The sequence below is a fragment of the Cobetia sp. SIMBA_158 genome (assembly GCF_046566945.1).
In the GTDB taxonomy this organism is placed as follows: domain Bacteria; phylum Pseudomonadota; class Gammaproteobacteria; order Pseudomonadales; family Halomonadaceae; genus Cobetia; species Cobetia amphilecti.
The window spans coordinates 147,580-173,971 of sequence record NZ_JAWJYL010000007.1; the positions used below are offsets into that span (position 1 = coordinate 147,580).

General features: G+C 62.9%; 23 protein-coding genes. 14 read left to right on the forward strand and 9 right to left on the reverse strand.

What is annotated here, in order from left to right; genetic code table 11:
- Positions 1-256 precede the first annotated feature (256 nt).
- On the reverse strand, positions 257-1,402 hold the full coding sequence (locus R2R70_RS12385) for an aminomethyltransferase family protein (RefSeq protein WP_107334968.1): 1,146 nt from the start codon (positions 1,400-1,402) through the stop codon (positions 257-259).
- A 674-nt stretch (positions 1,403-2,076) separates the two neighbouring features.
- On the opposite strand from R2R70_RS12385, the gene glnT reads away from it, so the two are divergent.
- From glnT to R2R70_RS12425, 8 genes are all read left to right on the forward strand, one after another.
- Complete coding sequence (gene glnT / locus R2R70_RS12390; protein ID WP_410978155.1) at positions 2,077-3,411, forward strand: type III glutamate--ammonia ligase; 1,335 nt, start codon at positions 2,077-2,079, stop codon at positions 3,409-3,411.
- A 117-nt stretch (positions 3,412-3,528) separates the two neighbouring features.
- Complete coding sequence (locus R2R70_RS12395; protein WP_054555958.1) at positions 3,529-4,446, forward strand: class II glutamine amidotransferase; 918 nt, start codon at positions 3,529-3,531, stop codon at positions 4,444-4,446.
- The gene (locus R2R70_RS12400; protein WP_225996411.1) at positions 4,446-5,132 is read left to right on the forward strand and encodes a protein glxC; all 687 of its coding nucleotides are present in this window, start codon (positions 4,446-4,448) and stop codon (positions 5,130-5,132) included. Before R2R70_RS12395 ends, R2R70_RS12400 begins: the two co-directional genes overlap by 1 nt.
- Positions 5,133-5,146: 14 nt before the next feature.
- A complete protein-coding gene (locus R2R70_RS12405) occupies positions 5,147-6,487 on the forward strand; it encodes an FMN-binding glutamate synthase family protein (protein ID WP_107334964.1) in 1,341 nt (446 codons plus the stop codon).
- A gap of 656 nt (positions 6,488-7,143) precedes the next feature.
- The gene (locus tag R2R70_RS12410; RefSeq protein ID WP_410978156.1) at positions 7,144-7,830 is read left to right on the forward strand and encodes a dimethylamine monooxygenase subunit DmmA family protein; all 687 of its coding nucleotides are present in this window, start codon (positions 7,144-7,146) and stop codon (positions 7,828-7,830) included.
- Complete coding sequence (locus R2R70_RS12415; RefSeq protein ID WP_107334962.1) at positions 7,815-8,759, forward strand: PDR/VanB family oxidoreductase; 945 nt, start codon at positions 7,815-7,817, stop codon at positions 8,757-8,759. Before R2R70_RS12410 ends, R2R70_RS12415 begins: the two co-directional genes overlap by 16 nt.
- Positions 8,760-8,798: 39 nt before the next feature.
- Entirely contained in the window at positions 8,799-9,854 is a 1,056-nt protein-coding gene (locus R2R70_RS12420) for a heme-dependent oxidative N-demethylase family protein (protein WP_410978157.1), read from the forward strand.
- 89 nt (positions 9,855-9,943) lie between these two features.
- Complete coding sequence (locus R2R70_RS12425) at positions 9,944-11,347, forward strand: ammonium transporter (protein WP_107334960.1); 1,404 nt, start codon at positions 9,944-9,946, stop codon at positions 11,345-11,347.
- 243 nt (positions 11,348-11,590) lie between these two features.
- On the opposite strand, the gene R2R70_RS12430 is transcribed toward R2R70_RS12425, so the two are convergent.
- The 7 genes from R2R70_RS12430 to purU form a co-directional block, all read right to left on the reverse strand.
- Positions 11,591-12,436, reverse strand: a complete 846-nt coding sequence (locus R2R70_RS12430) for an IclR family transcriptional regulator (protein WP_410978158.1) — start codon at positions 12,434-12,436, stop codon at positions 11,591-11,593.
- A gap of 141 nt (positions 12,437-12,577) precedes the next feature.
- A complete protein-coding gene (locus tag R2R70_RS12435; protein ID WP_410978159.1) occupies positions 12,578-13,273 on the reverse strand; it encodes a hypothetical protein in 696 nt (231 codons plus the stop codon).
- Position 13,274: 1 nt separating this feature from the next.
- A complete protein-coding gene (locus R2R70_RS12440) occupies positions 13,275-16,283 on the reverse strand; it encodes a 2Fe-2S iron-sulfur cluster-binding protein (RefSeq protein WP_410978160.1) in 3,009 nt (1,002 codons plus the stop codon).
- Positions 16,280-16,591, reverse strand: a complete 312-nt coding sequence (locus tag R2R70_RS12445) for a sarcosine oxidase subunit delta (RefSeq protein WP_054555966.1) — start codon at positions 16,589-16,591, stop codon at positions 16,280-16,282. Before R2R70_RS12445 ends, R2R70_RS12440 begins: the two co-directional genes overlap by 4 nt.
- 95 nt (positions 16,592-16,686) lie before the next feature.
- Positions 16,687-17,928, reverse strand: a complete 1,242-nt coding sequence (locus tag R2R70_RS12450; RefSeq protein WP_192838123.1) for an FAD-dependent oxidoreductase — start codon at positions 17,926-17,928, stop codon at positions 16,687-16,689.
- Positions 17,929-17,966: 38 nt separating this feature from the next.
- Positions 17,967-18,914: a bifunctional methylenetetrahydrofolate dehydrogenase/methenyltetrahydrofolate cyclohydrolase FolD gene (gene folD / locus R2R70_RS12455; protein ID WP_410978161.1), complete on the reverse strand. Its 948-nt coding sequence runs from the start codon at positions 18,912-18,914 to the stop codon at positions 17,967-17,969.
- 131 nt (positions 18,915-19,045) lie between these two features.
- Positions 19,046-19,924 carry a formyltetrahydrofolate deformylase gene (gene purU / locus R2R70_RS12460; RefSeq protein WP_107334956.1) on the reverse strand — a complete coding sequence of 293 codons (879 nt, stop codon included), beginning with the start codon at positions 19,922-19,924 and terminating at the stop codon, positions 19,046-19,048.
- A 453-nt stretch (positions 19,925-20,377) separates the two neighbouring features.
- Here purU and R2R70_RS12465 point away from each other — a divergent pair, with 453 nt between their 5' ends.
- Positions 20,378-20,701: a hypothetical protein gene (locus tag R2R70_RS12465; protein WP_410978162.1), complete on the forward strand. Its 324-nt coding sequence runs from the start codon at positions 20,378-20,380 to the stop codon at positions 20,699-20,701.
- Positions 20,702-20,792: 91 nt separating this feature from the next.
- Here R2R70_RS12465 and R2R70_RS12470 read toward each other — a convergent pair whose 3' ends face one another.
- Entirely contained in the window at positions 20,793-21,695 is a 903-nt protein-coding gene (locus R2R70_RS12470; protein WP_043332149.1) for a LysR family transcriptional regulator, read from the reverse strand.
- A 122-nt stretch (positions 21,696-21,817) separates the two neighbouring features.
- Between R2R70_RS12470 and R2R70_RS12475 the strand changes: the two genes are divergently transcribed.
- The 5 genes from R2R70_RS12475 to R2R70_RS12495 all read left to right on the forward strand — a co-directional run bounded on the left by R2R70_RS12475 (position 21,818) and on the right by R2R70_RS12495 (position 26,158).
- Positions 21,818-22,108, forward strand: a complete 291-nt coding sequence (locus R2R70_RS12475) for a putative quinol monooxygenase (RefSeq protein ID WP_043332148.1) — start codon at positions 21,818-21,820, stop codon at positions 22,106-22,108.
- Between the two features lie 99 nt (positions 22,109-22,207).
- Entirely contained in the window at positions 22,208-22,936 is a 729-nt protein-coding gene (locus R2R70_RS12480; RefSeq protein WP_410978163.1) for a glycine betaine ABC transporter substrate-binding protein, read from the forward strand.
- Between the two features lie 138 nt (positions 22,937-23,074).
- Entirely contained in the window at positions 23,075-24,241 is a 1,167-nt protein-coding gene (locus R2R70_RS12485) for an L-dopachrome tautomerase-related protein (protein WP_410978164.1), read from the forward strand.
- Between the two features lie 350 nt (positions 24,242-24,591).
- Complete coding sequence (locus R2R70_RS12490; protein WP_107334950.1) at positions 24,592-25,605, forward strand: zinc-binding alcohol dehydrogenase family protein; 1,014 nt, start codon at positions 24,592-24,594, stop codon at positions 25,603-25,605.
- A gap of 157 nt (positions 25,606-25,762) precedes the next feature.
- Entirely contained in the window at positions 25,763-26,158 is a 396-nt protein-coding gene (locus R2R70_RS12495; protein WP_054555976.1) for a VOC family protein, read from the forward strand.
- Positions 26,159-26,392 lie beyond the last annotated feature (234 nt).

Here is a 26,392-nt window from a genome sequence, read left to right on the forward strand (position 1 = left end):
GGGGTGAGAATACGCGTCCTTGTGGGAGTCGTTGCGCGTCACCCGCGTGCGAATATCGGGTGACATTATCAAGTTTACCGCCAACCCTCATCCACGTTTGTGGCCAGTCCTCGGTCTGACTCCATGGCATGTGATGCAAGAGGCCTCCTCGACGCCATGCCGAGGAGGCCTCTCAGGTTTCACGCTATCCAGCATCACGCGATTCGCGCTGTCGCCGCGGGGCTTGAGCTTGTTGCCTCGTGGCTGTGGCGTGCGATCAGCCGCGAGCCAGTCGCTTGGCCTTTTCCGGGTCATCGAAGGGCAGGGAATGGCTGATGGCCGAGAGGCTGGTCTCGCCGTCAGTGCCGGTCTTGAGGGTCAGCGGGGTGCCATGCTCGGCATAGCCGGGCTCGAGACGTGCCAGCGCCATGGAACGATCGCTCAGGCGCGAGTACATGCCCTGGGTGATGACACCGACACACTTGCCGTCGGCGTAGACCTTGTCACCGATCTGGGCGACGTCTTTCGAATCCAGCAGCACGCCATAGACCTTGACGCGCTCCTTGCCCTGCAGCGCGAAGTGTTCGCTGGCGCCACGGAATTCGGTCTTGCCCGGCGAGACGGTGAAGTCCAGGCCCAGCTCCCACAAGGTGTCGCCCACCGGCTGGTCGGGGTACGGGTAGGTTTCGGAATTGTCCGCCGGGTAGAACAGCAGGTGGCTCTCGACCCGCAGCCAGTCAAGGGTACCGAAGCTGCACGGCTTGATGCCCATGTCGGCACCCTCCGCGAGGATCTGTTCCCACAGAGAGGGGGCATCCTTGGCCTTGCAGAAGATCTCGTAGCCACGCTCGCCGGTGTAGCCGGTGCGCGAGATCATCACGTGGCAGCCGAACAACTGGGTCTGCAGATGGTGGAAGTAACGCAGCTCACGGATACCCGGCACGTGACGCTCCAGGAAATCCACCGCGACCGGACCCTGCAGTGACATGTCATGCATGTCGTCATCGAAGGTCAGGCTGACGGCGCGCCCCAGGGCACTCTTGGCCAGCATTTCATTCGCGGTGCCCGTGCCGTGCACCACGAGGTAGGAGTTCGGCGCCAGGCAATAGACGATGCAGTCGTCGACGAACTTGCCGGCCTCATTCAAGACGCTGGCATACACCGACTTGCCCGGATACAGCTTGGACATGTCCCGCGTGGTGACGTAATCCAGCACGGCCTGAGCATGCGGGCCATTGCAGTGGATCTTCTTGAGCCCCGAGACATCCATCAGACCGGCGCGGGTGCGAATGGTCTCGTGGTCATCGGCCGTGTCCGAGACGGCGTAATTCCAGGCGGTGCCCATGCCATTCCAGTCTTCAAGCTCCGCGCCCAGCTTGCGGTGTTGTTCGGCCAGTGCCGAGATGCGCCATGAATTCGCCATGCGTCCCTTTCTCCTGTGAGTCGTGCTGCCTAGCGTAAATGGGGGGTGCCGTAGTCCTGCTGATGCTGGCGATGATGTCGCGCAAGACGCGCATCCGCCGCAGGAGGTGTTGTTGTTCTTTCGCCTCTTCAGGCGCTTCACCAGGGCTTGTGCCTGCTGCTTGCCTTGCCTGATCGCACGAGAGTCGATTCTTGGAAGGAAAGAAACATTCCCCATAGTTAAGCAAGGGGCTTGCCAATTCCGTCAAAGGCCATGGCCACGGCAGCCCTTGAGCGAGTCAGACGCCGATTGGCAGCACGAATCAGGGCGTGAATATTAGCGCTTTGCGTCATGATGGTGCGAAGAGAGGGCTTTGGGCACCGAAATGATGCCTATTTCGAGAAACGGGCAGGAATTCACTCAGGATCACTTGGCGTTTCCTGTGGGGTAAAACGAGCTTGGAAAATAAATTTACATGTAAAACAGGAGGTTGGTGAAAAGCTCTGGGCGGCAACTGGCGAAATGGCATGCTGCATGCTTTTCTTTGGGGGAAATAAAGTTGACCAGCAGGAATCACAAAAACTCGTTTCATCCGCTATCTTGACGTGGCGAGTCACCACAAGGGGTCAGGTTTCCCGGGGTGGCAGACAGTGTCGAGGGAGATGGAACCCGGTCCGCTCTCAGAGGAAACCCAGATGTCACCCGAAAACGCGCAACAGTTCATCAAGGATCACGACATTCGCTATCTGCTGGCGCAGTTCGTGGATATTCATGGCGCTGCCAAGACGAAGTCCGTGCCGGCCAATTGCCTGATGGATGTGGTCGAGAAGGGCGCCGGCTTTGCCGGCTTCGCCGTCAGTGGTCTCGGCATGTCGCCGGAGGGGCCGGACTTCATGGCGCGGGGTGATCTGAGCTCGTTGTCGCTGGTGCCGTGGCAGCCGGGCTATGCGCGCATGGCCTGTGATGGCTACGTCAATGGTCAGCCGTTCGCCAACGACAGCCGCGTGGTGCTGCTCAAGCAGCTGGAGCGCCTGAAGGAGAAGGGCTGGACGCTCAATAGCGGGCTGGAGCCGGAATTCTCGCTGTTCCGCAGGGGGGAGGCGGGTGAGCTGTTGCCGGTGGACGAGAGCGATACCCTCGCCAAGCCCTGCTACGACTACAAGGGCCTGTCGCGTTCGCGTGAATTCCTCGAACGTCTGGTCGAATCGCTGCAGGCGGTGGACTTCGACGTCTATCAGATCGATCACGAGGACGCCAACGGCCAGTTCGAGATCAACTACACCTACAGCGATGCGCTGACCTCGGCAGACCGCTTCACCTTCGTGCGCATGGCCGCCGGCGAGATCGCCAATGACCTGGGCATGGTGTGCTCCTTCATGCCCAAGCCGCTGGCGGACCGCCCGGGCAATGGCATGCACTTCCACCTGTCCGTGTGCGATGACACCGGCCGCAACCTGTTCGGCGATGATTCCGACGCCCAGGGCATGGGCCTATCGCCGCTGGCGTACCACTTCCTCGGCGGACTGCTGGCACATGCTCCGGCGCTGTGTGCCTTTGCCGCGCCGACCGTCAATTCCTACAAGCGTCTGGTCGGTGGTGGCAGCACCAGCGGCGCGACCTGGGCGCCGGTCTTCATCGCCTACGGGGACAACAACCGCTCGGCCATGGTGCGTGTGCCCTACGGTCGCCTCGAGTTCCGCCTGCCGGACGCCGGCTGCAACCCCTATCTCGTGCACGCCGCCATCATCGCGGCGGGGCTGGATGGCGTAGCGCGCAAGCTGGACCCGGGCACGCCCCACAACATAAATCTCTACTCGCTGACCCCGAGCGAATGCGCCGAGAAGGGCATCGAGAAGCTGCCGCAGAATCTGGCGCTGGCCATCGATGCGCTCGAGGCGGACAGCATTCTGCGCGAGAGCCTGGGCGAGGGAATCTGCGCCGAGTTCATGCGCCTCAAGCGCGAGGAATGGCTGGATTACAACGCGCAGGTCAGTGCCTGGGAAGTCCAGCGCTACGCCGAATTCTTCTGATCTCATCCGGCGGCGCTCGCGGATCTCGCGGGGCATGCCAGACGAGGGTCGCCACTGTCACCACCACGCTCAAGACATCAGGCAGGAGACGCCTCCTGCCCGTGAGAGGACATCACCATGTGTGGAATCGTAGGGCTTTATCTCAAGAACCCGGCGCTGGAATCGCGCCTGGGGGAGCTGTTCGAGCCGATGTTGATCGCGATGACCGATCGCGGCCCGGACAGCGCCGGCTTCGCCATCTATGGCGACGAATTTGACGCTGGCATCAAGCTGACGCTGCAAAGCGATGGTGCCGATGAGGATTGGGAGGCGATCGCCAAGGGCCTGGGCGAGCAGGTCGGCACGGTGGCGGACTGGTTCAGCAATGCCAGTGTCGCGGTATTCAAGATCGCCGGGGAAGAAAGTGCCGTGCGCAGCTGGCTTGCCGACAGCGCCCCGCAGATTCGCGTGCTGAGCGTGGGGCAGAGCATCGAGATCCTCAAGGCGGTGGGCCTGCCGGCCCATATCGCCAGCCTCTATGGCCTCAAGGGCATGCAGGGCAGCCACATCATCGGCCATACCCGCATGGCGACCGAAAGCGCCGTGACCCTGCAGGGCAGCCACCCGTTCTCCACCGGGCGTGATCTGTGCCTGGTCCACAACGGCTCGCTGTCCAACCACAACTGGCTGCGCACCAAGCTCAAGCGTGAGGGCATCAGCTTCGAGACCGACAACGATTCCGAAGTCGCCGCCGGCTACCTGACCTGGCGTCTGGAGCAGGGCGACAGCCTGGAAGCCGCGATCACCGGCGCCCTGAAGGACCTTGATGGCTTCTTCACCTTCACCATCGGCACGCGTGATGGCTTCGCCGTGGTACGTGACCCGATCGCCTGCAAGCCTGCCGTGATCGCCGAGACCGATGACTACGTGGCCATGGCCTCGGAATACCGTGCCCTGGCCAGTCTGCCGGGCATCAAGGATGCCCGCGTGTGGGAGCCGGAACCCGGCCGCCTGTATCTGTGGGAAAAAGACACCGCCCGTTCGGAGGCCGCGTAATGATGAAGACACACGATCTGGCCGTTGAAGGGCTGCGCGAATTGAACCAGGCCCTGCACGATGCCGACACCCTGAAGGACGCGCGTGAGTGGCGAGTGGTCAATTCCGACGGCGCCCACAACATCGCCTGCGGCATCAATGACGACATCAGTGTCGATATCGATGGCCATGCGGGCTATTACTGCGCGGGCATGAACCAGAAGGCCAGCGTCACCATCCACGGCAACACCGGGGTCGGGGTGGCGGAAAACATGATGTCCGGCTGCGTGCGGGTCAAGGGCGATGCTTCCCAGTCCGCGGGCGCGACCGCCCACGGCGGCCTGCTGATTATCGAAGGCAATGCCTCGGCGCGCTGCGGCATCTCGATGAAGGGCGTGGATATCGTCGTCAAGGGCAACATCGGGGCCATGAGTGCCTTCATGGGCCAGGCGGGCCGCATGGTGGTCTGCGGCGATGCCGGTGAAGGCCTCGGCGATTCGCTCTACGAAGCGCGAATCTACGTGAAGGGCACGGTCGCATCGCTGGGCGCGGACTGCATCGCCAAGGACATGCGTGCCGAGCACCTGGAAGAACTGGCGGAGTTGCTGGCGAGTGCCGGAATCGATGAAGACCCGGCCAGCTTCACGCGTTATGGATCCGCGCGTCAGCTCTATCACTTCAAGGTCGACAACGCCTCAGCCTACTGATCAGGATGCTCAACATGACCGACGAGACTCAAACACAGCCCTACAACCCGGCACTGCGGGAATCTGCCACCTTCGGCCGCGATGTCATTCATGAGATCCAGCGCGCGGCGGAGACGGGAATCTACGATATCCGTGGCTGGGGCGCCAAGCGCAAGGTGCCGCATTTCGATGACCTGCTGTTCCTCGGCGCCAGCATGTCGCGCTATCCGCTGGAAGGCTATCGCGAGAAGTGCGAGACCGAAGTCGTGCTTGGCACGCGCCATGCCAAGAAGCCGGTCGTGATCAGCACGCCGGTGACCATCGCCGGCATGAGCTTCGGTGCCCTGTCCGCCCAGGCCAAGGAAGCGCTGGGCCGTGGTGCCTCGGAAATCGGCACCTCCACCACCACCGGCGATGGCGGCATGACCCCGGAAGAGCGCGGCCAGTCCTCGCGCCTCGTCTATCAGTATCTGCCGTCACGTTATGGCATGAACCCGGACGACCTGCGCAAGGCCGACGCCATTGAAGTCGTGCTCGGCCAGGGCGCCAAGCCAGGCGGTGGCGGCATGCTGCTGGGCCAGAAGATTTCCGAGCGGGTCGCGGGCATGCGTACGCTGCCGCAGGGCATCGACCAGCGCAGCGCCTGTCGCCACCCGGACTGGACCGGCCCGGATGACCTGGCGATCAAGATTGCCGAACTGCGCGAGATCACCGACTGGCAGGTGCCGATCTACGTCAAGATCGGCGCGACCCGCACCTACTACGACGTCAAGCTGGCGGTGAAGGCGGGTGCGGATGTCATCGTGCTGGATGGCATGCAGGGCGGCACGGCCGCCACCCAGGATGTCTTCATCGAACACGTCGGCATTCCGACCATGGCCGCCATCCCCCAGGCCACTCAGGCACTGCAGGAGATGGGCCTGCACCGTGAGGTGCAGCTGATCGTCTCCGGCGGGATTCGCAACGGCGCAGATGTGGCCAAGGCGATCGCGCTGGGTGCCGACGCCGTGGCCATCGGTACCGCCGCCTTGATTGCGCTGGGCGACAACCATCCGCGCTATGCCGATGAGTATCAGAAGCTGGGGTCCGCCGCCGGTTTCTATGACGACTTCCAGGATGGCAAGTGTCCGGCCGGTATCTCCACCCAGGACCCGGAGCTGAGCCAGCGACTGGACCCGGTCGCAGCCGGCAAGCGTCTGGCCAACTACCTGCGCGTGCTGACGCTGGAAGCCCAGACCCTGGCACGTGCCTGTGGCAAGTCGCACCTGCACCATCTGGAACCGGAAGATCTGGTCGCCCTGAACGTGGAAGCCGCGGCCATGGCCCGGGTGCCGCTGGCGGGCACCAACTGGGTGCCGGGCCAGGGCGGTTACTGATGGCACGATCTCTCTTGTGAGTGTTTCATTGCGCATGATTGTCATGGCAAAGCTGCGGAGCCTTTTGTCAGCAAGCTCGCCGCAATGTTGTCCAGGAAAGCTGTCGCAATGACAGTAACTATGCTCCGGTTGATATGGAGAAATGTGACCTGACGTCATCGAGTCATTAGAGCGCCTCACCCCTTCGGTGAGGCGCCTTATTTTGTGCTGAGTCAAGTCAAGGAATACGGCCAATATAATGCAAGGGAAAGCGCGTCAGAATGCTGGCTGTGGAGTAGCACATGGTGTCGTGTCGATGGAGAGGTCGTGATTTTCTAAAGGCAGATTTTTTCCATTCTTTCAGGATCTTGTGGGTATTTCATGAGAAAGATGTCAGGCGTAGAGGTTGGCTTGTGAGGTGAGATTGAAACAGAGCAATAATGGTGAATAAAAGCCGTTTTACTTGAGCTGAATGTTCTGTTTTGGTGCGTGAATGTCTCGATTAATTTTTCATGTGTGAAACGGAGTTTTCAGGCGATTTTATCGAGTATGTAGGGCAATGATTTTGCCGTCAATGGCACGAAATATGCTCAAGAAATTGGGTGGTAGTCGGATGCACGTCATCGTCAAGACGGCGGCATTACAACAAGGACAATTTCTCAGAGCAGGGTCGTGTCATGAAAAGCCCGCAATCATCCTCTGTCACTGCCGGGATTCGAAGTCGGCAACACTATCCACGCATCGAGGCGCTGCCCGATGCTCAACGCTATCTGGTGGCGTGCCAGTCTCCCGAGAGCCTGCCAGGCACTGGTGAGGCGGCGGGCAACGCCCGTCAGCAGCTGCAGATGCATTGTCAGCTGATCAGTACGCTGCTTGATCAGCTCGGTAGCCGCGAGGTGGGAGGCGCCGTGCAATCCGCCCCGGCAACAGAGGCGTTGTCCACGGGGCCCGCCGTCAACACCCGCCTGCATCGCTGGTATGACGTCGATGACCGCCCGAAGGCCTGCGACGCACTGGTCGGCGCCATCAGCGAGATCGGTGTCGCGGGGTGTCTGGTCATCATCGGCAGTGAGCATTTCGTGTGGCAGGTCGCCAATCTGGCTCAGCAGCAGGGGCTGCTGCTGGATGACATGGTGATGTTGCCGGTCGCTGCCCTGGGGCGGCATGTGTTCTGCGTGCACTGTCAGCAGGTCAGTGAGCATGTCATCCACTCGCCGGCAGCCTGTGATGGCTGCGGTTTGATGCTGGAAGTGCGTGATCATTTTTCCAAGCGTCTCGGCGCCTACATGGGCGTGCGAATCGATGCGGAAGCCCCGGGAGAGATTCCCCCACAGGAGGAGGTGGCACCATGTCTCGCTTCATGAAGGCGCGGGTCGCCGCGGTCGATCAGCTCAGCAGCAGTGTGCGCCGTCTCACTCTGGTGCCTGCCGATGAGGCGTCCCCCTTCAGGCCGTTCTCGCCGGGCAGTCATGTGGTGCTGGGCATTCCGGGAGAGGGGCGGGTGTGTCGCAACGCCTACTCATTGATCAGCCCGCCGGATGATCCCTCGCATTACTGCATCGCGGTGCGTCGGCAGCCGGTCTCGCGTGGTGGCTCCGAAGCCATCCATTCCCGCGTGCAGGTCGGCGACGAGCTGGAACTCAGCCCGCCGGCCAACCTGTTTCTGCCGCATTGGCAGGCGCGCCACCACCTGATGCTGGCAGGCGGCATCGGCATCACGCCGTTTCTCTCCTACCTGCCGGAGCTTGAGCGGCGTGGCGCCAGCTGGGAGCTGCACCTGCGCAGCCAGGACCTCGACGTCGCCCGCTTCCCGGAGGCCGCGCCCTATCTGGCGAGTGGCAACATCACCCAGCATCGTCTCGAACGCCCGAACCTGAAGGCCTTGCTGGCGCGTCAGCCCGCCGGTACGCACGTCTATCTCTGCGGCCCGCAGGCCATGATCGATGCCGTGAAGGAAGCGGCACGCGAGCTGCACTGGAGTCTCGCGCGCATCCACCACGAGGTCTTTGCCGCCCCGGAACCGGGGACTCCCTTCACGGCCGTGGCACGCACCAGCGGCGTCGAAGTGTCGGTTGGCGCCCAGGAGTCGATGCTGGAAGCGCTGGAGCGCAGCGGTGTCGAGGTGACGAGCCTGTGCCGTGGCGGCGTCTGCGGGCAGTGTCGGGTCGAGATGCTGGAGGGGGAGGCGGAGCACCGTGATGCCTTCCTCGATGAACAGGAGCGGGCCAGTCAGCGCTGCGTGATGCCCTGCGTTTCCCGGGCACGCAGCCAGCGGCTGGTGCTGGATCTCTGAATACGTCTTTCGCGAGATGGACCCCCAAGGAGCAGGAACATGCAATTTTCCCCGCGAGATGACCAGGCGTTTCATGGTCTGTTCACCTTCAAGAATTCCGATCACGCCATCCAGCGTTTTCCCTTCCCGTTCCCGGAAGATGAGTACCGTTACTCGGTCAATATCGAGCCGCATACCTTGCCCGGCAAGCCGGGTTCCATCACCGAGCACATGCTGGATATCGATGAGCACTATCTGAGCGAGATCGCCGAGCGTGAGCGGGTGCTGGCCAAGGACCCCAGACGCTGTCTGGTGATGCCGCACATGCAGCCGGCCGCCTGGGACTTCCTGGAATTCGTGATGACGCATTACGCCCGGGACTATCCCGAGGCCTTCAGTTTCGAGCGCGACGGCGATGACTGCGTGTGGCGCAATCATCTGCTGGGACTGGAGCAGGCCTTTTGCATGGGCGATGACGCCAGCCTGCCATTGCCGCCGCTGGACTATATCGGCCGTCAGATGCAGGGCGATATCGCGCTGCTCGACCAGCGCGACGGTGACCTCTTCATGGACGCCGGCATGATCACCTGTCCGGCGGACTGGTCACTGGCCTTCGACGCCGGCATGAGCTTCAAGCAGTGGCATGGCCCGGTGCCGCTGGCGCATGAGATGGGCGTATTCGATCGCGCGCTCAAATACCTGTGCGCCATCCAGGTCGGCGGGCCGGTGCGGCGCCTGAACTGGACCATGACCATCCATCCGCGCATGGACAGCTCCCCGGAGACCTACGCCGAGTGGGGCAGTGATCGCACCACCATCACGCCAGAGAATGCTGGCCGTGATGTGCATCTGCGGGTCGAGCTGCAGACGCTGGTGCGCATGCCGCGCAGTCATGCGCTGTTCTTCGGTATCCGCACCTATCTGATCAGTCTGGAAGACCTGTGTACCAACCCGGTCTGGCAGACGCGGCTGTTGAAGGTGCTGAAGACCCTGCCGGCGGAGCTGATCGACTACAAGGGACTGACGCGCTATCTGCCCAGCGTGCTCGAGTGGCTGGAAGCCCGCGAGACAAGTGTCGCGGCCAACGCCGAAGCGACGGCTCAGGCAGCGGTCTAGGCCACGATCTCGGCAAGCTGCTTCTGGCAAACCGCTCCTGATAAAGAGCTCTCGGCAAACAACTCTCGGCGCCGAGGGCGTGACAGGGAATGGATCGCAAGCCACCGACCACAGCGCTTGCGGATAACAACAAAGGGGAAACGCTGGTGAATATCGATGTGCTGCAACTCAGCTACGCGCTGGATACGTTCTACTTCCTGATGTGTACCGCGCTGGTCATGTTCATGGCCTGCGGCTTCGCGATGCTGGAATCCGGGCTGGTGCGCTCCAAGAATACCGTCGAGATCCTGACCAAAAATGCGCTGCTCTACGGCATCGCCTGTCTGGTGTTCCTGGTGGTGGGCTACAACGTGATGTACCCCGGTGACAACGCCATCAGCAGCGTGATTCCGGGGCTTTCGTTCATGCTCAGCGCTGACAATAGCCTCAGCGACATCAGTGCTGGCGAAGGCGCCGCCTATTACTCCAGCATGGCGGACTTCATCTTCCAGGCGGTGTTTGCAGCCGCGACCATGTCCATCGTCTCGGGGGCCGTGGCGGAACGCATGCGCCTGTGGCCGTTCCTGATCTTCGCAGTGGTGATGGTCGCGGTCATCTATCCGGTGGAAGGCTACTGGAAGTGGGGCGGCGGCTTCCTGGATGCGATGGGCTATCAGGACTTCGCAGGCTCGGTGGTCGTGCACATGGCGGGCGCGGCGGCGGCATTGGCGGCGGTATTGCTGGTCGGTCCGCGCAAGGGTCGCTACGGCGTTGACGGCAAGGTGCGTGCCATCCCGGGCGCCAATCTGCCGATCGCCATGCTGGGCATGTTCATCCTGTGGATGGGCTGGTTCGGCTTCAATGGCGGCTCGATGCTCAAGATCGCTAGTCTCGATGATGCCAACAGCGTGGCGCGTATCTTCGTCAACACCAATGCGGCGGCCTCTGCGGGCATGGTGGCCGCGGCACTGCTGTCACGCGCCATGTTCGGCAAGACTGACATGACCATGGTGATGAATGGTGCTCTGGCCGGTCTGGTCTCGATCACCGCGGAACCGCTGCTGCCGTCTGCCGGCCTTGCGGTACTGGTCGGCGCAGTGGGCGGCATCATCGTGGTGCTGTCGGTGGTGGGGCTTGATCGCCTCAAGATCGATGACCCGGTCGGTGCGATTTCCGTGCATGGTTCCGCAGGCCTGTGGGGCATCATGGCAGTGCTGTTTTCCAATCCGGAGGCGGACTTCGGCACCCAGATCCTGGGCACGCTGATCATCTTCGCCTGGATGTTCGGCGCAAGCTTCGTGGCGCTGCTGGTGATCAAGAAGGTCTGTGGTGGCCTGCGTGTCAGCGAGGAAGAAGAACTGGAAGGCATGGACATGCACGAATGCGGCATGGGTGCCTACCCGGAATTCGTCAACATGTCCTCGCCGTCACAGGGGGAAGGCAATGTGTCCGGGCACGCCGGCAAGGCGAGCGCTGCGGCCTCGGCTGCGGTACTCAAGGGGGCGACGCGTTGAGCCCGCACCCCAAGTGCTGGAGTCTCATAGTCTGATGATTCAGAGGCGCAGAATTTGATGATTCAGAGCGTGATGCGCCCCGCCAGCATGTGATACGAGAAGGCCCGCCAATTGGCGGGCCTTCTCGTGTTCCAGGGCGAACGGAGGGTGAACGGCGGGGGAAAGGATAGGGTAAAGGAGGCGGTAACAAGAGGGATGATGAAGGGCCCGGGATGAACAAGCCGCGATCAGACGGACACGGCGTCAGCGGCGGTGCAGGCCACCCAGCTCATGATTGATATGGCGGGCGCAGTCCATCAGCGCGCCGCGCAACAGCAGGCGGCGGCGCTCATCGGCCATCATCGCATCAGGGCCCGAGATATTGATGGCGCCGACCAGATGACCGGTATGGTCATACAGTCCCGTGGCAATGGCGGTGGCGTAGTCAGAGCGACTCTCCACCCATCCCTGGCGGCGAGCTTCCTCGATGGCATCCTTCAGGGCAGGCAGATTCTGGGGTGCCGGCGGTGGGTAGTCATCCAGCCGAATCTGGCGGTAGAGCTGCTGCAGTTCATCCTCGCCCAGTACCGTGAGCAGAATGCGCCCCATGGCGCTGACATGGCACGGCAGGCGGGAACCGATGGGGATGTTGACCGATATTCGCTGTGCGGCGAAGGCGCGGTAGAGATAGATGGCGTCCGTGCCCTCGCGAACGCTCAAGTGGCACGACATGGTGGTCTGGTCGCGCAGGGTATCCAGGTGGGGCGCGACCACCTCGACCAGGTCACGACTGGCCAGATAGCTGAAGCCCAGCGAGATGACCTGTGGCCCCAGTTCATAGGTATTGCGGGCGATCTTCTTGAGATAGCCCATGTCGGTGAGAGTGATGACGATGCGGTAGATGGCCGAGTTGCTGGTGCCCAGCTCCTCGGCGAAGTCGTTGGTGGTCAGCACCTTGCGACTGCTGCTGAACATCTCGAGGATTCTCAGCCCGCGAAACAGCGCCGGCACGGTGTAATCGTTCTCGCGCGATGCCGCGAGCGAGGAAAGTGCTGTCGGGGCGCTCGCGACATCTTGCCCGCTGGACAGCGACACTTGGGAATCGGACATACCTGGTTCCTTTGGCAACGTACGACAGGCGGTTGGCGAAACGCAGCGTCCCCGTCGCGGCCTGTGGGTCAGGCAGCGACGGGGAGCGGGTGATAAAGCGAGAGGCATCCGCGGGCGGATACCGATGTCGCGCCGCAATCGCTAGCCGTGATGATGGGCCAGCAGGGCAGCGGCTGTCACTTTCTCGCCGGAGTATTCGCGCATGGCATCGAGCATGACGCCCCATAGATAGTGGCTGGAGGCGATGTCGAACAGCAGGTGGAAGCAGGGACACGCAAGGCTCCCCGCATTGACGATGATGGCATTGGTGCGTGCCACCGAGGTCTGGGCGACGCTTCCCGGCGGGAAGGCTTCGCTGCGCAGATCCACCCCGCACAGCTTGGCCATCAGGGCGGGCAGGGTGCTGCCGCTCAGGCTGAACCAGGCGTGGGAATCACGCCGTGGCAGGGAATGCACGCGCATGCCCTGGGCCAGCGCTTCATCCGCCTGTGCGATGAGCGGCAGCTCGGCCACGCCCGCCTGTGGGGGGATGGTCGGCGCCAGGTGCAGAAACTCACCCACTGACAGCCTGACCAGCCAGCTGCCGTCTGACTGAAGCGTTGCCGCATTGGGCGCGCCCGGCACCGTGAAGCCCAGTGCGGCCAGCCAATCGGCGGCGTCGCGGCCGCGCACGCCTGCGCGTCCCAGAGCGCTCATGTCGGCGAGCGCACAGTGACTGAGGGCCGCCGTCGAGACATCTGCCGTCGCGGTCGTCATCGGGCTGACCAGGCTCTCGGGCAGTGGACAGCGTGCCAACGCCGTGGCGCCGCCCAGCGTGTTCGTCATGGTTGTCGTCATCTCACAGCTCCTGGCGGGCAGACTCGGGATCGAAGAAGGGCAATGCGACGACGTCGGCCTGGACCAGTACGTCGCCCTGCGTGCGGATGGTGATCTTGCTGCCGGGCGTACTGCTGTCGAGTCCGGCGTAGGCCAGGCCGATGATGGCACCCAGCGTCGCGCTGTACTCGCACGAGGTCACGTTGCCGGTGATGTCGCCGCCGGGCTTGGCGGCGTCTGCGCTCTGTTCACCTCCGCTGAGCACCAGCTGACCTTCCAGCGGTTGCGGGCTGTCCTTGGGCAGCATGAAGCCGACTAGCTTGCGGGTCTGGGGCTGGGCGGCAAGAATCTCGATCGCCCGCCGTCCGACACAGAAGGGCTTCTTGTGGCTGACTGCCCACTCAAGGCCGATCTCACCGGGATGGCTCATGCCATCGGTGTCCTGACCAATGATGATGTGGCCTTTCTCCAGACGCAGCAGACGCTGGGCCTCGACACCGAAGGGGCGGATATCGGCCTGCTCGCCTGCGAGCATCAGCAGGTCCCACAGCGCTTCGCCGAAACGGCTCGGCACATGGATCTCGTAGCCCAGCTCACCGACGAAGCCGACCCGCAGCAGGCGTGCCGGTATGCTGCCGGTGGTGCCCAGCAGCTCGGTCTCGATGTGGCCGGTGCGCAGCTCAAGATAGGGGAAGGCCTGGGGGCTCAGGTCGATATCGCGGCACACCTTGCTCAGCACCTCGCGGGCTAGGGGGCCGGCCAGATTGACGGCGCACCAGGCCGTGGTGACGTTGGTGATATCGACATCCAGCCGCCACTGGGCATTCCACTTCAGCATCTGCTGGTAGACCCGGTCCACGCCGCTGGTGGTGGCGGTGACATAGAAGTGTTCCTCACCGAGGCGACACGAGACGCCGTCATCGATGATGACGCCTTGCTCGTTGGCCATGGTGGCGTAACGCGTGCGGCCTACCGGCTGCTTGAGGAAGGCGAAGGTGTAGAGGCGGTTGAGCAGTTCGGCGGCGTCCGGCCCGCGCAGCTCGATGCCCCCCAGGGTCGAGACATCGATCAGGCCCACGCCATTGCGCACGGCCAATGCCTCGTTCTGCATGGCGTCATTGCGCTCCTCCGGGCGGCCATAGAAGGCCGGGCGCGCCCAGTGGCCGGCCGGCATCATGGTGGCGCCCAGATCCCGGTGGCGCTGATGCATCGGTGTCTGGCGGTAGGGGTCGAAGCTGCGACCGGCCAGCAACGGCAGCGGTTCGGCCACGAAGGGCGGGCGCGCGGTGGTCACGCCGGTTTCGCTGACGGTGCGCTGGGTGGCTTCGGCGACCAGACGCGCGGCCGGCAGTGCCGAATGACGGCCCTGGGAGGGGCCCATGCCCAGCGTCGAGAAGCGCTTGACCAGCTGGATGTCGCGATAGCCGTGGCGGGTGGCATTGAGGATGTCGCGAATCTGCAGGTCTTCATCCAGATCGACGAATTCCTTGCCCTTGGGGTGCGCGAACAGCGGCCAGCCATGCTGACGGAAGGGACGTGACGGCGTGATGGCCGCCGGCTCATTCGCCTCAATCGTGACATCCACGACCTTGCCTGCGGCGGCAAGCCCGGCCAGTGCAGATCTGGCGGCACGCTGGCCATCGGCCATCACGTCCTTGAGGTGATAGAGGCCATTGGCAGAGCCCGCCATGTGCAGGTGTGCCGGCAGGCCGCTGAGGCTGAAGCGTGCATCGTCATCCAGATAGGAGAGCTTGGCACCCGCCTGGCAGGCCAGCTGATAGACCGGCATGTAGCCCGCCGTCATGCAGACCAGATCACAGGGAATCACCTCTCCCTCGGCGGCCAGTTCGCCGCGCGCGACGATCCTGCGTACTTCGACGCCCGTGACGTGATGCAGCGACTTCTCCGCCTGCGCTTCAAAGATGGCGTGCTCGAGCTTCAAGGCGATGCCGCAGTGGCGCACCGCATCGGCCAGACTTTCATCATCGGGCTGAGCGCGCATGTCGAGCAGGGCGACGATGTTGACGCCGTGCTCCATCAGCTCCAGCGCCGCCAGATAGCCATCATCGCTGCCGGTGATCACCACCCCTTGCTTGCCCGGCAAGACGCCATAGTGCTGCATCAGGCGCTGGGCGGCACTGGCGAGCATGATGCCCGGCAGGTCGTTGTTGCGAAATACCACCGGCTGGTCGAAGGCGCCGCTGGCGAGAATGCACTCCTTGGCCCGCACCTTGTAGAGGCGCTTGCCGCGGATCACCGGCAGGTAGTTGTCGGTGAACCAGGCATTGCAGGTCGCCTCGGTCATCACGTCGATGCGCGGATGCGCCGTGATGGCCGCGCCAAGACGCTCAAGCGTCTGGCTGGCCTCATGTCCTTCGGCATCGAAGCGTGCGTAGGTCAAGGCACCGCCGAGCAGACGGCCCTGTTCGACCAGCAGCACGTTCGCGCCACCCTCGGCCGCCTTAAGCGCGGCCGTCATGCCGGCCGGGCCGGCGCCTACCACCACCACGTCATGGAACAGATAGGCTTTGTCGTGATAGTCGCCGCGCACGTCCAGATTCAGCGTGCCGAGCCCGGCCTTGCGACGAATCAGCGGCTCCCAGTACTTCCAGACGCCCTTGGGCTTGTAGAAGGCGCGGTAATAGAAGCCCACCGGCATGAATTTCGAGAACTTGCCCAGCCGCATGTCGCGGTCGTTGTCCAGGCTGCCAGTGACGTTCTGAGCAGTGACTTCAAGCCCCGGGCTGATCTGGCGCTCATCGCCCAGCACGTTGGGCTCATCCGGCAACTGCACCAGGGTATTGGCGTCCTGGCCGGCGAAGGTCAGGGCGCCACGCGGGCGGTGATACTTGAAGGAGCGCGACAGCAGCCAGCGGCCATTGGCGGCGAGGGCACTGGCGATGGTGTCGCCGGCAAAGCCCTGATAGCTCTTGCCGTCGAAGCTGAAGGTCACGGGCGTGTCACGGTCGATCAGTCGGCCCATCGGGGCCGGCAGACGTGCGCCTCGGGTCATGGGGACTCTGGCGTTCATGCGCGTTCTCCCGAGCTATCCGTGGTGTGCAGTGGGAACTCCACGCGCTGGGTGAAGCGCTCGGAGGGGTCGAAGGTGCGCAGGATCTCGTCGGTCACGGTGTGACGCTCGGCGAGGAACCAGTAGCTGGAGGCCGCGTGCATCCACCATTCGGTGACGACACCGGCGGTGTTGTCGCTGAAGAAGACGTAGTCGGCCCACTCGCGATCACTGCAGGTATCGGGGTCTGGCATGTCGGCAAGCTCGCCGCCATACACGAATTCGCTGATATTTCGGGGCCCATTGAGTGGGCAGGGCATGATCTTCATCGCGGAAATCCTTGACCGTTGTTCTTGTACATCCACCGTGGGGTGCGCATACCCGGGCAGTCATCGAGCCTTGTAGGTCGAGCCGTCGCGAGGCATCAGTGGCTGGCGGCAGTCGCGCCCATCTCGTTGACCTGACGGAAGCGCGCGAAGCGTTCCAGCGCGAAGGGGGCAATCAGGTCCGGAGTCTTGCCGCCGGAAGCGACCAGCTCGGCCATGGTCTTGCCGCAGATCGGCGTCGCCTTGAAGCCCCAGGTGCCCCAGCCGGCATCCAGGTAGTAATTCTCGACGGGGCTCTCGCCCATGATCGGGCTGTAGTCCGGCGTCATGTCGGTCGTGCCCGCCCATTGGCGCATCAGGCGGGCCTGGGACAGGAAGGGGAACATCTCCAGCGCTGCGGCGATCAGGCTTTCCTTGAGGTCCAGCGTCGAGCGGGTGTTGTAGAGCGGGTAGGGGTCGGAGCCACCGCCGAACACCACCTCGCCACGGCTGGTCTGCTGCACGTAGCAGTGCAGGGCCGAGGAGCTGACGAGCGGGTCGAGGAACGGCTTAAATGGCTGGGTGACCATCGCCTGCAGCGGGTAGCTGATGATGGGCATGGTGAAGCCGGCCTTTCTGGCGAGTACCGAGCTGTGCCCGGCCACCGCCTGCACCACGCAGCCGCACTGCACGGTGCCGCGATTGGTCTTCACGGCGCGAATCTTGCCGCCTTCGACCACGAGGTCCTGCACCTCGGTGAGCTGGTGGATCTCGACGCCGCGCTTGGCGGCCTCCTTGGCGTAACCCCAGGCGACCGCATCATGCCGCGCGGTGGCGCCATCGATGTGCCACAGGCCCGCCATGACCGGCAGGTGGCCGGGGTCCAGATTCAGGGTCGGTACCAGCTCGCGGATCTGCTGGCGATCCAGCATCTCGGTGCGCCCGCCGAAGTGGGTGTTGACCTCGGCGCGCTGGCGGAAGGCGCGCACGGTGGAATCGGTGTGCGCGAGGGTCAGCTGGCCGCGTTCCGAGTACATGATGTTGTAGTCGAACTCGTTGGACAGTCCCTGGAACATGCGCACCGATTCGCTGTAGAAGCGCACGCCTTCCGGCGTCAGGTAGTTGGAGCGAATCACCGCGGTGTTGCGCGCGGTGTTGCCACTGCCCAGGTAGGCCTTTTCCAGCACGGCGATATTGGTGATGCCGTGATACTTGGCCAGATAGTAGGCGGTGGCCAGGCCGTGCCCGCCGCCGCCGATGATGACCACGTCGTAGCGGGACTTCAGCTCCGTGGGCGGGGGGAGGTCGACTTCGGCCGGATACTCGGAGGACAGGCCGTACTTGAGCAGGGAAAAGGGCATCGGTGACTCCCGGTACGCGCAAACGTACCTCTAGTGGTTCAGGCCGACTGGCGACGCGCGGCAGTCAGGGTGTTGGCGAGCAGGCAGGCGATGGTCATCGGGCCGACGCCCCCCGGGACAGGCGTGATGGCGCCGGCGATCTTGCTGACCGCAGCGAAGTCCACGTCCCCGACCAGGCGGGTGCGTGCCTTGCCGGTGGGGCTTTGCTCGGCGGACTGCGCGATGCGATTGATGCCCACATCGATGACCACGGCGCCGGGCTTGATCCAGTCGGCGCTGATCATGTTCGGGCGCCCGACCGCGGCCACCACGATATCGGCCTGGCGACAGAGTTCGGCGGGATTCTGGCTGCGCGAGTGCAGCTGGGTGACGCTGCAGTTGGCGGCGAGCAGCAGACTGGCCATCGGCTTGCCGACGATGTTGGAGCGGCCGATGATCACCGCGTGCAGCCCGGAAAGGTCACCGCCGCGCTCGGCAAGGGTGTCGCGCAACAGGCGCATGCAGCCGGTGGGCGTGCAGGGCGCCAGGGCATCGGCGCCCTGCACCAGCGCCCCGACGTTCATGCGATGGAAGCCGTCGACGTCCTTGGCGGGGTCGATGGCCTCCAGCACCGCGTCTTCCTGGATATGCGCCGGCAGCGGCAGCTGGACGAGGATGCCATGCACCTCGGGGTCTGCATTGAGTCTGGCGACCAGGGCCAGCAGCTCGGCTTCGCGGGTCTCGCTGGGCAGCACGTGCTCGAAGGACTGCATGCCACACTCGACGGTGCGCTTGAGCTTGTTGCGTACATACACCTGGCTTGCCGGGTCTTCGCCGACCAGCACGACGGCAAGCCCCGGTATCACGCCCTGTTGCGCGAGGCTTGCGACCTCTGCCGTGACTTCCTTGAGCAGTCGCGCCGAGGCGGCCTTGCCATCGATCACGGCGGCGGTGGGCTGTGCGAGTGTCTCGTCCGCGCTCGCGGTGGGTGTCGCTTGGGTATTCATGACTGCGCTTCCTCCCTTGGGTGACGGCCGATGATTCACACGTGGTCTGTCTTGAAGGCTTGTGTGACGCCTTGCTTGAAGACTTATCTAACGCCTTGCTTGAAGACTTGTTTGACGCCTTGCTTGAAGACTTACTTGAAGATCACGGTGCGATCATTGGCGAGGAAGACGCGGTGTTCGATGTGATAACGCACGGCATTGGTCAGTGCCTGGGTCTCGGTATTGCGGCCCGCTGCGACCAGATCTTCCGGGGCAAAGTTGTGTTCGACCCGCTGTACGGCCTGATCGATGATCGGCCCTTCGTCGAGATCCGCTGTGACGTAGTGAGCGGTGGCCCCGATCAGCTTGACCCCGCGGGCATGGGCCTGGTGATAGGGCTTGGCGCCCTTGAAGCCCGGCAGGAAGGAGTGGTGGATGTTGATGGCGCGCCCGGCCAGCTTCTGGCACAGCTCATCGGAGAGAATCTGCATGTAGCGCGCCAGCACCACCAGCTGAGTGCCGGTCTCGTCGACGATGTCCATCAAGGCCGCTTCCTGGCGCGCCTTGGTGTCCTTGGTGATCGGCAGGTAGACGAAGCGGATGCCTTCGCGCTCGACCATCGGGCGCAGGTCGAGGTGATTGGAGACCACCGCGGTGATCCGCATGTCCAGCTCACCCTTGCGGTAGTGATAGAGCAGGTCGTCCAGGCAGTGGTCGAACTTGGAGACCATGATCAGCACCGGCATCTTGTCCTGGCCACCGTGGATCTGCCATTGCATCTCGAAGGGAGCCGCCACGTCCTCGAAGGCCTGACGCATCTGGGCGATATCGCCTTCGACGCCTTCATTGAAGCGGAAGCGGGCGCGGAAGAAGAACTGCCCCTTGTCCTCATCATCGTATTGCGCCAGCTCACTGATGTAGCACTCATGGGTGGTCAGGAAGGTGGTGATGGCCGCCACGATGCCGGACGTCGCCGGGCAGCTGATGGTGAGAATGAAGTGATCGTCTGAGATGCAGGTCGCGTGAGGCATTCTGGGCTCCGATGTCGGCAGAGAGGCATTGTTGTTGTGATGTGAAGAATGTCATTCACTGACGTGGCTGTGGTTCGGTTATTTCCTGTCAGTGACTTAATTTTCTTCTCAAGTAAATAACAATGTTTTTCTGGCGCTGGGTCAAGCCTGATCGACGCGCCGGCCGGCGATAGCACCCATGAAATGAAGACAATTATTCATTGATGAATTTTTACCGCTTTGGGGGAGTGCGGCGCAGGGTGAAACCATGAGGCGGATAAGGGTGGGAGAGGTGCCAGATGAGACACGCTCGTCTCGGGATGGCTACAACTTTCGGATAAGGTGAAAGAAATCGTCATGTCAGGGATCGACAATTGCGAGCTTGAATATCAACACGTTAGTGTCTGCTCATGACAAACCTCGAGGGACGCCCTCCAGGACTCGCTATTCATGCAAGATGACGAGGTAGACACGATGCGCAAGTTGACGATCGCAGCACTGATGGTGGCCAGCATGGCCGGTTCCTCCGTGGCACTGGCCGGTAATCCGACGCTTGAGGCTCACAAGGACAGCGCCAAGTCTCAGTACTCCCAGTCCAAGGACAGCGCCAAGTCGTCTGCCAAGTCTGCCGCCCAGTCCCACAAGGCCACGGCAAGCAGCAAGGCATCGACCAAGACATCACACGCCAGCCAGGTGGCCAAGTCAGCCAAGTCCAGTGCCAGCAACAAGGCGAGCGATACCCAGTCTCGTTACCAGAAGAAGAGCTACGCCGACGTGCTCAAGAACGAGCGCCACTGAGGCATGACATCGCTGCCCGATGGCAGCTGAGTGCCCCGAATGATAAAAGCTCCCCGCAGCCTTTGGTTGCCGGGGGCTTTTGCGTTTCAGGCTATTGCGGATGCGATAGTGATTCGCTGAAGGTCTCGACCAGGTGCTGGGCAAACGCCTGGACGCGACGCGGTTGGGCGCGCGCCGGCGGAAACAGCAGCTGCAGCGGTGAGGGCGGCGCGGCATGTTCCGGCAGCAGCTCGATCAGGCGACCCGCACGCAGATCCTCCTTCACATCGACTTCCGATTTCAAGGCGATGCCCAACCCTTCCAGGCACCACTGACGCACCAGTTCGCCGTCATTGGCGATCCGGTTGCCACTGACGGTGACGATCTGCGGCACCTTGTGACTGCCGAAACGCCATTCGTTGTCGAGGCTCTTGCCGAAGCGCATCACCAGGCAGTTGTGGTGCTTGAGGTCCACCGGCGTCAGCGGCGCAGGATGCTGCGCCAGGTAGGCGGGGGAGGCGCATAGCAGGCGGCGTTTCTGGCCCAGATGCCGCACGCGCAGCGTACTGTCCATGATGGTGCCGAAGCGCAGGGCAAGATCGATCCCCTGGCCGACGATATCCACGTAGCTGTCCGACAGCAGCAGTTCTATCTCGATGGTGGGGTGCAGATGCTGGAATTCGGTGATGGCGCGTGACAGGGCATTGCGGCCCAGGTCGCTCGGCGCACTGACGCGAATGCGGCCGGTGAGGGTCTGGGCGCCCAGGCGGATGCGGGTCTCCAGTTCCGAGACGCTGTCGAGCAGGCCGCGAGCTTCTTCCATCAGTGTCCGGCCTTCTTCGGTCAGGCTGATGGCGCGCGTGGTGCGATTGAGCAGCACCACCCCGTAATGGGCTTCCAGCGCGGCGAGGCGCTCGGACACGGTGGTGGGCGACAGCCCCGTCTCGCGTCCTGCGGCGGTCAGGCTGCCTTTCTCGATGATGGTCAGGAACAGGGCGATATTATCCAGCAGCATTGTACGGTTTTTCCGAATTATCTTTGCGTAAGTTGGATATTTATACGGATGAGGCTTGTGGCTAGGATGACCACATCGCTTGCGCAACTCAAGCTTCCCGATCACGCCACGGAGTGTCCTTCATGACCCAGCTGACCATCATCGCCAATATCCATGCCAAGCCGGACCAGATCGAGCAGGTCAAGGCAGCGCTTCTGGCACTGGTGCCGATCACCCGTGCCGAGGAAGGCTGCCTTGGCTACACCCTGCACCAGAACAACGATAACCCGGCGCACTTCACCTTTCATGAGAATTGGGCCTCGCGGGAACTCTGGCAGCAGCACATGCAGGCCCCGCACCTGGAAGAGTATGTGGCAGCAACCGAAGGCGCGGTCAGCGAATTCACCCTGCATGAAATGACGGCCTTCGACTGAGAGGCGGGCCAGGGCCCTGGATATGGGTCCTGGCTTACCACCGCGGCCGTGCAGGCCTGCTCGCTTTCTTTCCCCTTCAACAATCCAATTGAGGCAGTCATGACAGACCCCATCCGTATCGGCCATATCGCGTTGTCCTTCCATGAGGCCAGTGCTCGGGAAGTGGCACGTGTTCTGGAGAGCCACGGCCATGAGGTGACCTTCGCCTCTGCTCCCCACGAAGAGGCCTTCGCGATGCTGGGGCGAGGGGAGGTCGACATTCTGGCCTCCGCCTGGTTGCCGTCGAGTCATGAGACCTACCTGGCCCCCATGCTGGAGGACGTCGACAAGATCGCCGTCATCTATGAGCCGTATTGCATCTGGGGAGTGCCGGATTACGTGCCACAAAGCGCGGTGGCAAGCGTCACGGACCTGCTGCTGGAACCGGCGCTCAGCAAGATGGAGCTGATCATCCAGGGCATCAACCCGGGGGCCGGCATCAGTCGCTTCTCGGCCGAGATGATCAAGCAATATGGTCTGGACGCCGCCGGGTATGTCTTCCGCACCGGCAGCGAAGCGGACTGCTTCGATCGTTACGAAGCGGCGGTGGCGCAGGGACGTTGGGTCGTGGTGCCGCTGTGGCATCCACAGTTCCTGCATCACCGCTACCGGATTCGCGCCCTCAAGGAGCCCAAGGGGCTTCTGGGCACCCTGGATGACGCCACGCTGGTGGTGCGCAAGGAGGCTCGCCTGCGCATCGGCGCCGCGGCCCTCAAGGGCCTCTCCCAGCTCTACATCGGCAATCCTCGCTTGAGCGAACTGGAAGACGACCTGCGTCGCCGCGCCTGATTTATCGCACCTGAATCTTCTCACCTGAATCTCGACAAACCCCGCGCGATGGCCACGTCACCGCCCAGTCTCTTCATCTCATCATCATCGACCCTGCCGGCCTGGTGCACAGCGCCAACCGGCGGGCAAGGAGCCCCCATGCCGTTTTCTCGCCTCAAGACTGCCATTCTCATCGCCTCACTGGGCGTTGCCACTGTCGCCAGCGCCGCGCAGGCGGCCGCTGACAGCTCGGCCGTGACCCCCCAGAATGCGAAAGCCGCCTCCCTGCGCGACGGCACGCTGACCACCGTCGCCGAATATTCGGACACCCGCCCCGGCAACATCACCTTCACGCCGGATGGCCGCTTGATCATGTCCCAGCAGCCACTCGATGCACCGGCACTGCGCGTGGTCGAGATCACCCAGGACGGCAAGCGTGTGCCGTTCCCGAACCTGGACTGGGCCGATGGCCCGGAAAAGGGCGAGGTCGGCATCGCCTCGATCATCGGCGTGCACTCCGACAGTGAGGGCGTGGTGTGGATGCTCGACATGGGCAGCCAGGACATTGCGCCCAAGCTGGTGGGCTGGGATACCCGCAGTGATTCGCTCAAGAAGGTGATTTCGCTTGCCGGTGACAGCGTGCTGCCGATCTCCTTCCTGCAGGATTTCGTCATCGATGAGCAGCGCGGCAAGATCTATATCGCTGACATGACCTTTACCGCGCCGGCCTCCAGCATGAAACCGGCTTTCGTGGTGGTGGATATCGCCAGCGGCAAGACGCGTCGCGTGCTGCAGAGCGATGAAAGGCTGATGCCGGTGGAACACGACATGGTCATCAATGGCCATCTGATGGCGGCCAAGGGCGACAAGAATGGTGAGCCGAAGCCCTGGTACCTGGGCTTGAACGCCATCGCCTTCGATCCGGCAGATGACGTCGTCTATTTCGGGGGCGTGAACGGCAGTGAGATCTATCGCCTGCCGGCGGCTGAGCTGGCCGATGACACTGCCACTGAGGCGGAACTGGCTCGCGCCATCACGCCTTACGCCCCCAAGCGCCCCAATGATGGCTTCATCTTCGATGGCCGCCGCGGCGGCATCATCGCCGGTGACGCGGAGCACAACGCACTGACCTTCTCATCGCCGGAGGGCATGTCGGTGATCGCCCAGGATGACGAGCGTCTGCGCTGGCCGGATGGCTTCGCCTTCGCGCCGGATGGCAGTCTCTACCTCACCACCAACCAGTTGAATGCCCATCCGGCACTCAATCAGGGCGTGGACGGCAGTGACAAGCATTACTACCTGCTCAAGCTGACACCCGCCAACTGACCCTTGCTTCCTTGGGCCTTGGGCCTTGGGCCTTGGTCCTTGGGCAGCTCATTGCCTTGGCGCCAGGACTGCCTTGCTAACCTGTGATCTGCGCAGGACGTGTCTCACGACCGTCCTGCGTTGTCGTTTTTGTGTCTGGCCGGCGCATCTCGCATCGCAAGCCGATGACCCGTCGGCGTCTCCCTGCACGCAACACGTAAACTCGCCATACATTATCCGCTTTATCCGGATTAACCTTGCGGGTGAGGGCTGTTTTTACGACAAGGCCAGAGAGTTAACATGCTGTCATCGCATCACGGCAAGGCCTTTCAGCGCTGCCGTGACTGACATGATCTTTAGGAGAGACTCTGATGAAAGCCATTGGTTACTACGCTGCCGGTTCCGTTGATCGTGACGACGCCCTGGTCGATATCGAACTCGAGACACCGGTCGCCACCGGTCACGACCTGCTGGTCAAGGTTGCCGCGGTGTCGGTGAATCCGGTGGATTACAAGATTCGTGAGAGCCGCGAGCCGGCCGCAGGCGAAGCTGCCGTCATCGGATGGGACGCCGTGGGCGAAGTCGTCGCCATCGGTGACAAGGTCACGGCCTTCGCCCCGGGCGACAAGGTCTGGTATGCCGGTGATCTCACCCGCGCCGGCACCAACAGCGAATTCCACCTGGTGGATGAGCGCATCGTCGGCCATGCGCCCAAATCCGTGGCGGCCCATGAGGCGGCTGCGCTGCCGCTGACCACGCTGACCGGCTTCGAGATGCTGTTCGATCGTCTGCGTGTCACCGAGCCGGTGCCGGGTGCTGCACGTGCCATCCTGATCATCGGCGGGGCCGGTGGCGTGGGCTCCATCACCATCCAGCTGCTGCGTGAGCTGACCGACCTGACCATCATCGCCACGGCGTCACGTCCCCAGACCCGCGAGTGGGTGAAGTCACTGGGCGCGCATCACGTCATCGACCACAGCCAGCCGCTGCCGGCCCAGATCGAGGCGCTGGGCATCGGTGCCCCGGCCTTCGTGTTCTCGACCAACTTCTCCGAGCACTACGCGCCGCAGGTCGCCGAATTGATCGCACCGCAGGGCCGGTTCGGCATGATCGATGACCCGGAGACCCTCGATGTGGTGCCGTTCAAGCCCAAGGCCGTTTCCATCCATTGGGAGCTGATGTTCACTCGTTCACTGTTCACCACCGCCGATATCACGCGTCAGGGCGAGATCCTCACCAAGGTGGCGGGTCTGCTGGACACTGGCAGAATCACCTCCACCGCGACGGAAACCTTCGGCACCATCAATGCCGAGAACCTCAAGCGCGCGCATGCCTTGCTGGAAAGCGGCAAGGCCAAGGGCAAGATCGTCCTCGAAGGCTTCTGATCGAAGCCACTGTTGAGGCGGTGATGTGAAAGGAGTGCGGCCGGGCAACCGGTCGCACTCCTTTTCGTGAAAGACACTCTCATTGCCACCCAGCACTTACAAGCCACCTTGTCTGCTGGTGAGTGCCGAGTGGCTGATACAATGATGGAACCCTGTCATGGGCATACAGCGCCTTGATCATGTGAACCTGCGAACCGGACAGCTGAGTGCCATGCTCCAGTGGTATGGCGATGTACTGGGGCTGCACAGCGGGCCGCGACCCGATTTCCCCTTCGCCGGTGCCTGGCTTTACGCCGGAGAGGTGGCGGTCATCCATCTCATCGACATCGGTTGCCTGCCAGCGATCAGCAGTGATGCCAGTCTCCGGCTTGAGCATTTCTCGCTTGCCGCCACGGATATCGAGGCATTCGAGGCGCGCCTGGCGGCGTCCCGTACGCACTATCAGCGGATCGCGCTCGCGGGGGGCGGGCTTGTGCAACTGCACATGCGAGACCCGGACGGCAATCATCTGCATCTCGATTTTGCCACCGCACCCTGCAGCGCCGTGGCCTGATCTGGCTCTTGGAAGTCATATTTGGCTCTAGGAGGTCATATCTGGCGCCAAGTGGCTGCCAGACTTGAGGAAAGCGTGTAGATCGTGCGTTATCCAACCGCAAATTGCGCCGCTGACGCGATAAGCTGATGGTAGGGAATGGCGATCTGGAACGCAGGGTGTCCAGCCGTCAGCAGGATGGCCTGAGCTGGACTCAGCACATCGCACGCATACGCAATCTGCCGAGGAGGCCAA

Bases quoted from the DNA above. Each gene is read 5' to 3' on its own strand.
- R2R70_RS12440 (WP_410978160.1), bottom strand. From the start codon at position 16,283: ATGAACGCCAGAGTCCCCATGACCCGAGGCGCACGTCTGCCGGCCCCG.
- R2R70_RS12475 (WP_043332148.1), top strand. From the start codon at position 21,818: ATGACCCAGCTGACCATCATCGCCAATATCCATGCCAAGCCGGACCAG.
- glnT (WP_410978155.1), top strand. From the start codon at position 2,077: ATGTCACCCGAAAACGCGCAACAGTTCATCAAGGATCACGACATTCGC.
- R2R70_RS12490 (WP_107334950.1), top strand. From the start codon at position 24,592: ATGAAAGCCATTGGTTACTACGCTGCCGGTTCCGTTGATCGTGACGAC.
- R2R70_RS12480 (WP_410978163.1), top strand. From the start codon at position 22,208: ATGACAGACCCCATCCGTATCGGCCATATCGCGTTGTCCTTCCATGAG.
- folD (WP_410978161.1), bottom strand. From the start codon at position 18,914: ATGAATACCCAAGCGACACCCACCGCGAGCGCGGACGAGACACTCGCA.
- R2R70_RS12430 (WP_410978158.1), bottom strand. From the start codon at position 12,436: ATGTCCGATTCCCAAGTGTCGCTGTCCAGCGGGCAAGATGTCGCGAGC.
- purU (WP_107334956.1), bottom strand. From the start codon at position 19,924: ATGCCTCACGCGACCTGCATCTCAGACGATCACTTCATTCTCACCATC.
- R2R70_RS12495 (WP_054555976.1), top strand. From the start codon at position 25,763: ATGGGCATACAGCGCCTTGATCATGTGAACCTGCGAACCGGACAGCTG.
- R2R70_RS12395 (WP_054555958.1), top strand. From the start codon at position 3,529: ATGTGTGGAATCGTAGGGCTTTATCTCAAGAACCCGGCGCTGGAATCG.
- R2R70_RS12485 (WP_410978164.1), top strand. From the start codon at position 23,075: ATGCCGTTTTCTCGCCTCAAGACTGCCATTCTCATCGCCTCACTGGGC.
- R2R70_RS12450 (WP_192838123.1), bottom strand. From the start codon at position 17,928: ATGCCCTTTTCCCTGCTCAAGTACGGCCTGTCCTCCGAGTATCCGGCC.
- R2R70_RS12385 (WP_107334968.1), bottom strand. From the start codon at position 1,402: ATGGCGAATTCATGGCGCATCTCGGCACTGGCCGAACAACACCGCAAG.
- R2R70_RS12470 (WP_043332149.1), bottom strand. From the start codon at position 21,695: ATGCTGCTGGATAATATCGCCCTGTTCCTGACCATCATCGAGAAAGGC.
- R2R70_RS12415 (WP_107334962.1), top strand. From the start codon at position 7,815: ATGTCTCGCTTCATGAAGGCGCGGGTCGCCGCGGTCGATCAGCTCAGC.
- R2R70_RS12435 (WP_410978159.1), bottom strand. From the start codon at position 13,273: ATGACGACAACCATGACGAACACGCTGGGCGGCGCCACGGCGTTGGCA.
- R2R70_RS12405 (WP_107334964.1), top strand. From the start codon at position 5,147: ATGACCGACGAGACTCAAACACAGCCCTACAACCCGGCACTGCGGGAA.
- R2R70_RS12445 (WP_054555966.1), bottom strand. From the start codon at position 16,591: ATGAAGATCATGCCCTGCCCACTCAATGGGCCCCGAAATATCAGCGAA.
- R2R70_RS12425 (WP_107334960.1), top strand. From the start codon at position 9,944: ATGGATCGCAAGCCACCGACCACAGCGCTTGCGGATAACAACAAAGGG.
- R2R70_RS12465 (WP_410978162.1), top strand. From the start codon at position 20,378: ATGCGCAAGTTGACGATCGCAGCACTGATGGTGGCCAGCATGGCCGGT.
- R2R70_RS12410 (WP_410978156.1), top strand. From the start codon at position 7,144: ATGAAAAGCCCGCAATCATCCTCTGTCACTGCCGGGATTCGAAGTCGG.
- R2R70_RS12420 (WP_410978157.1), top strand. From the start codon at position 8,799: ATGCAATTTTCCCCGCGAGATGACCAGGCGTTTCATGGTCTGTTCACC.
- R2R70_RS12400 (WP_225996411.1), top strand. From the start codon at position 4,446: ATGATGAAGACACACGATCTGGCCGTTGAAGGGCTGCGCGAATTGAAC.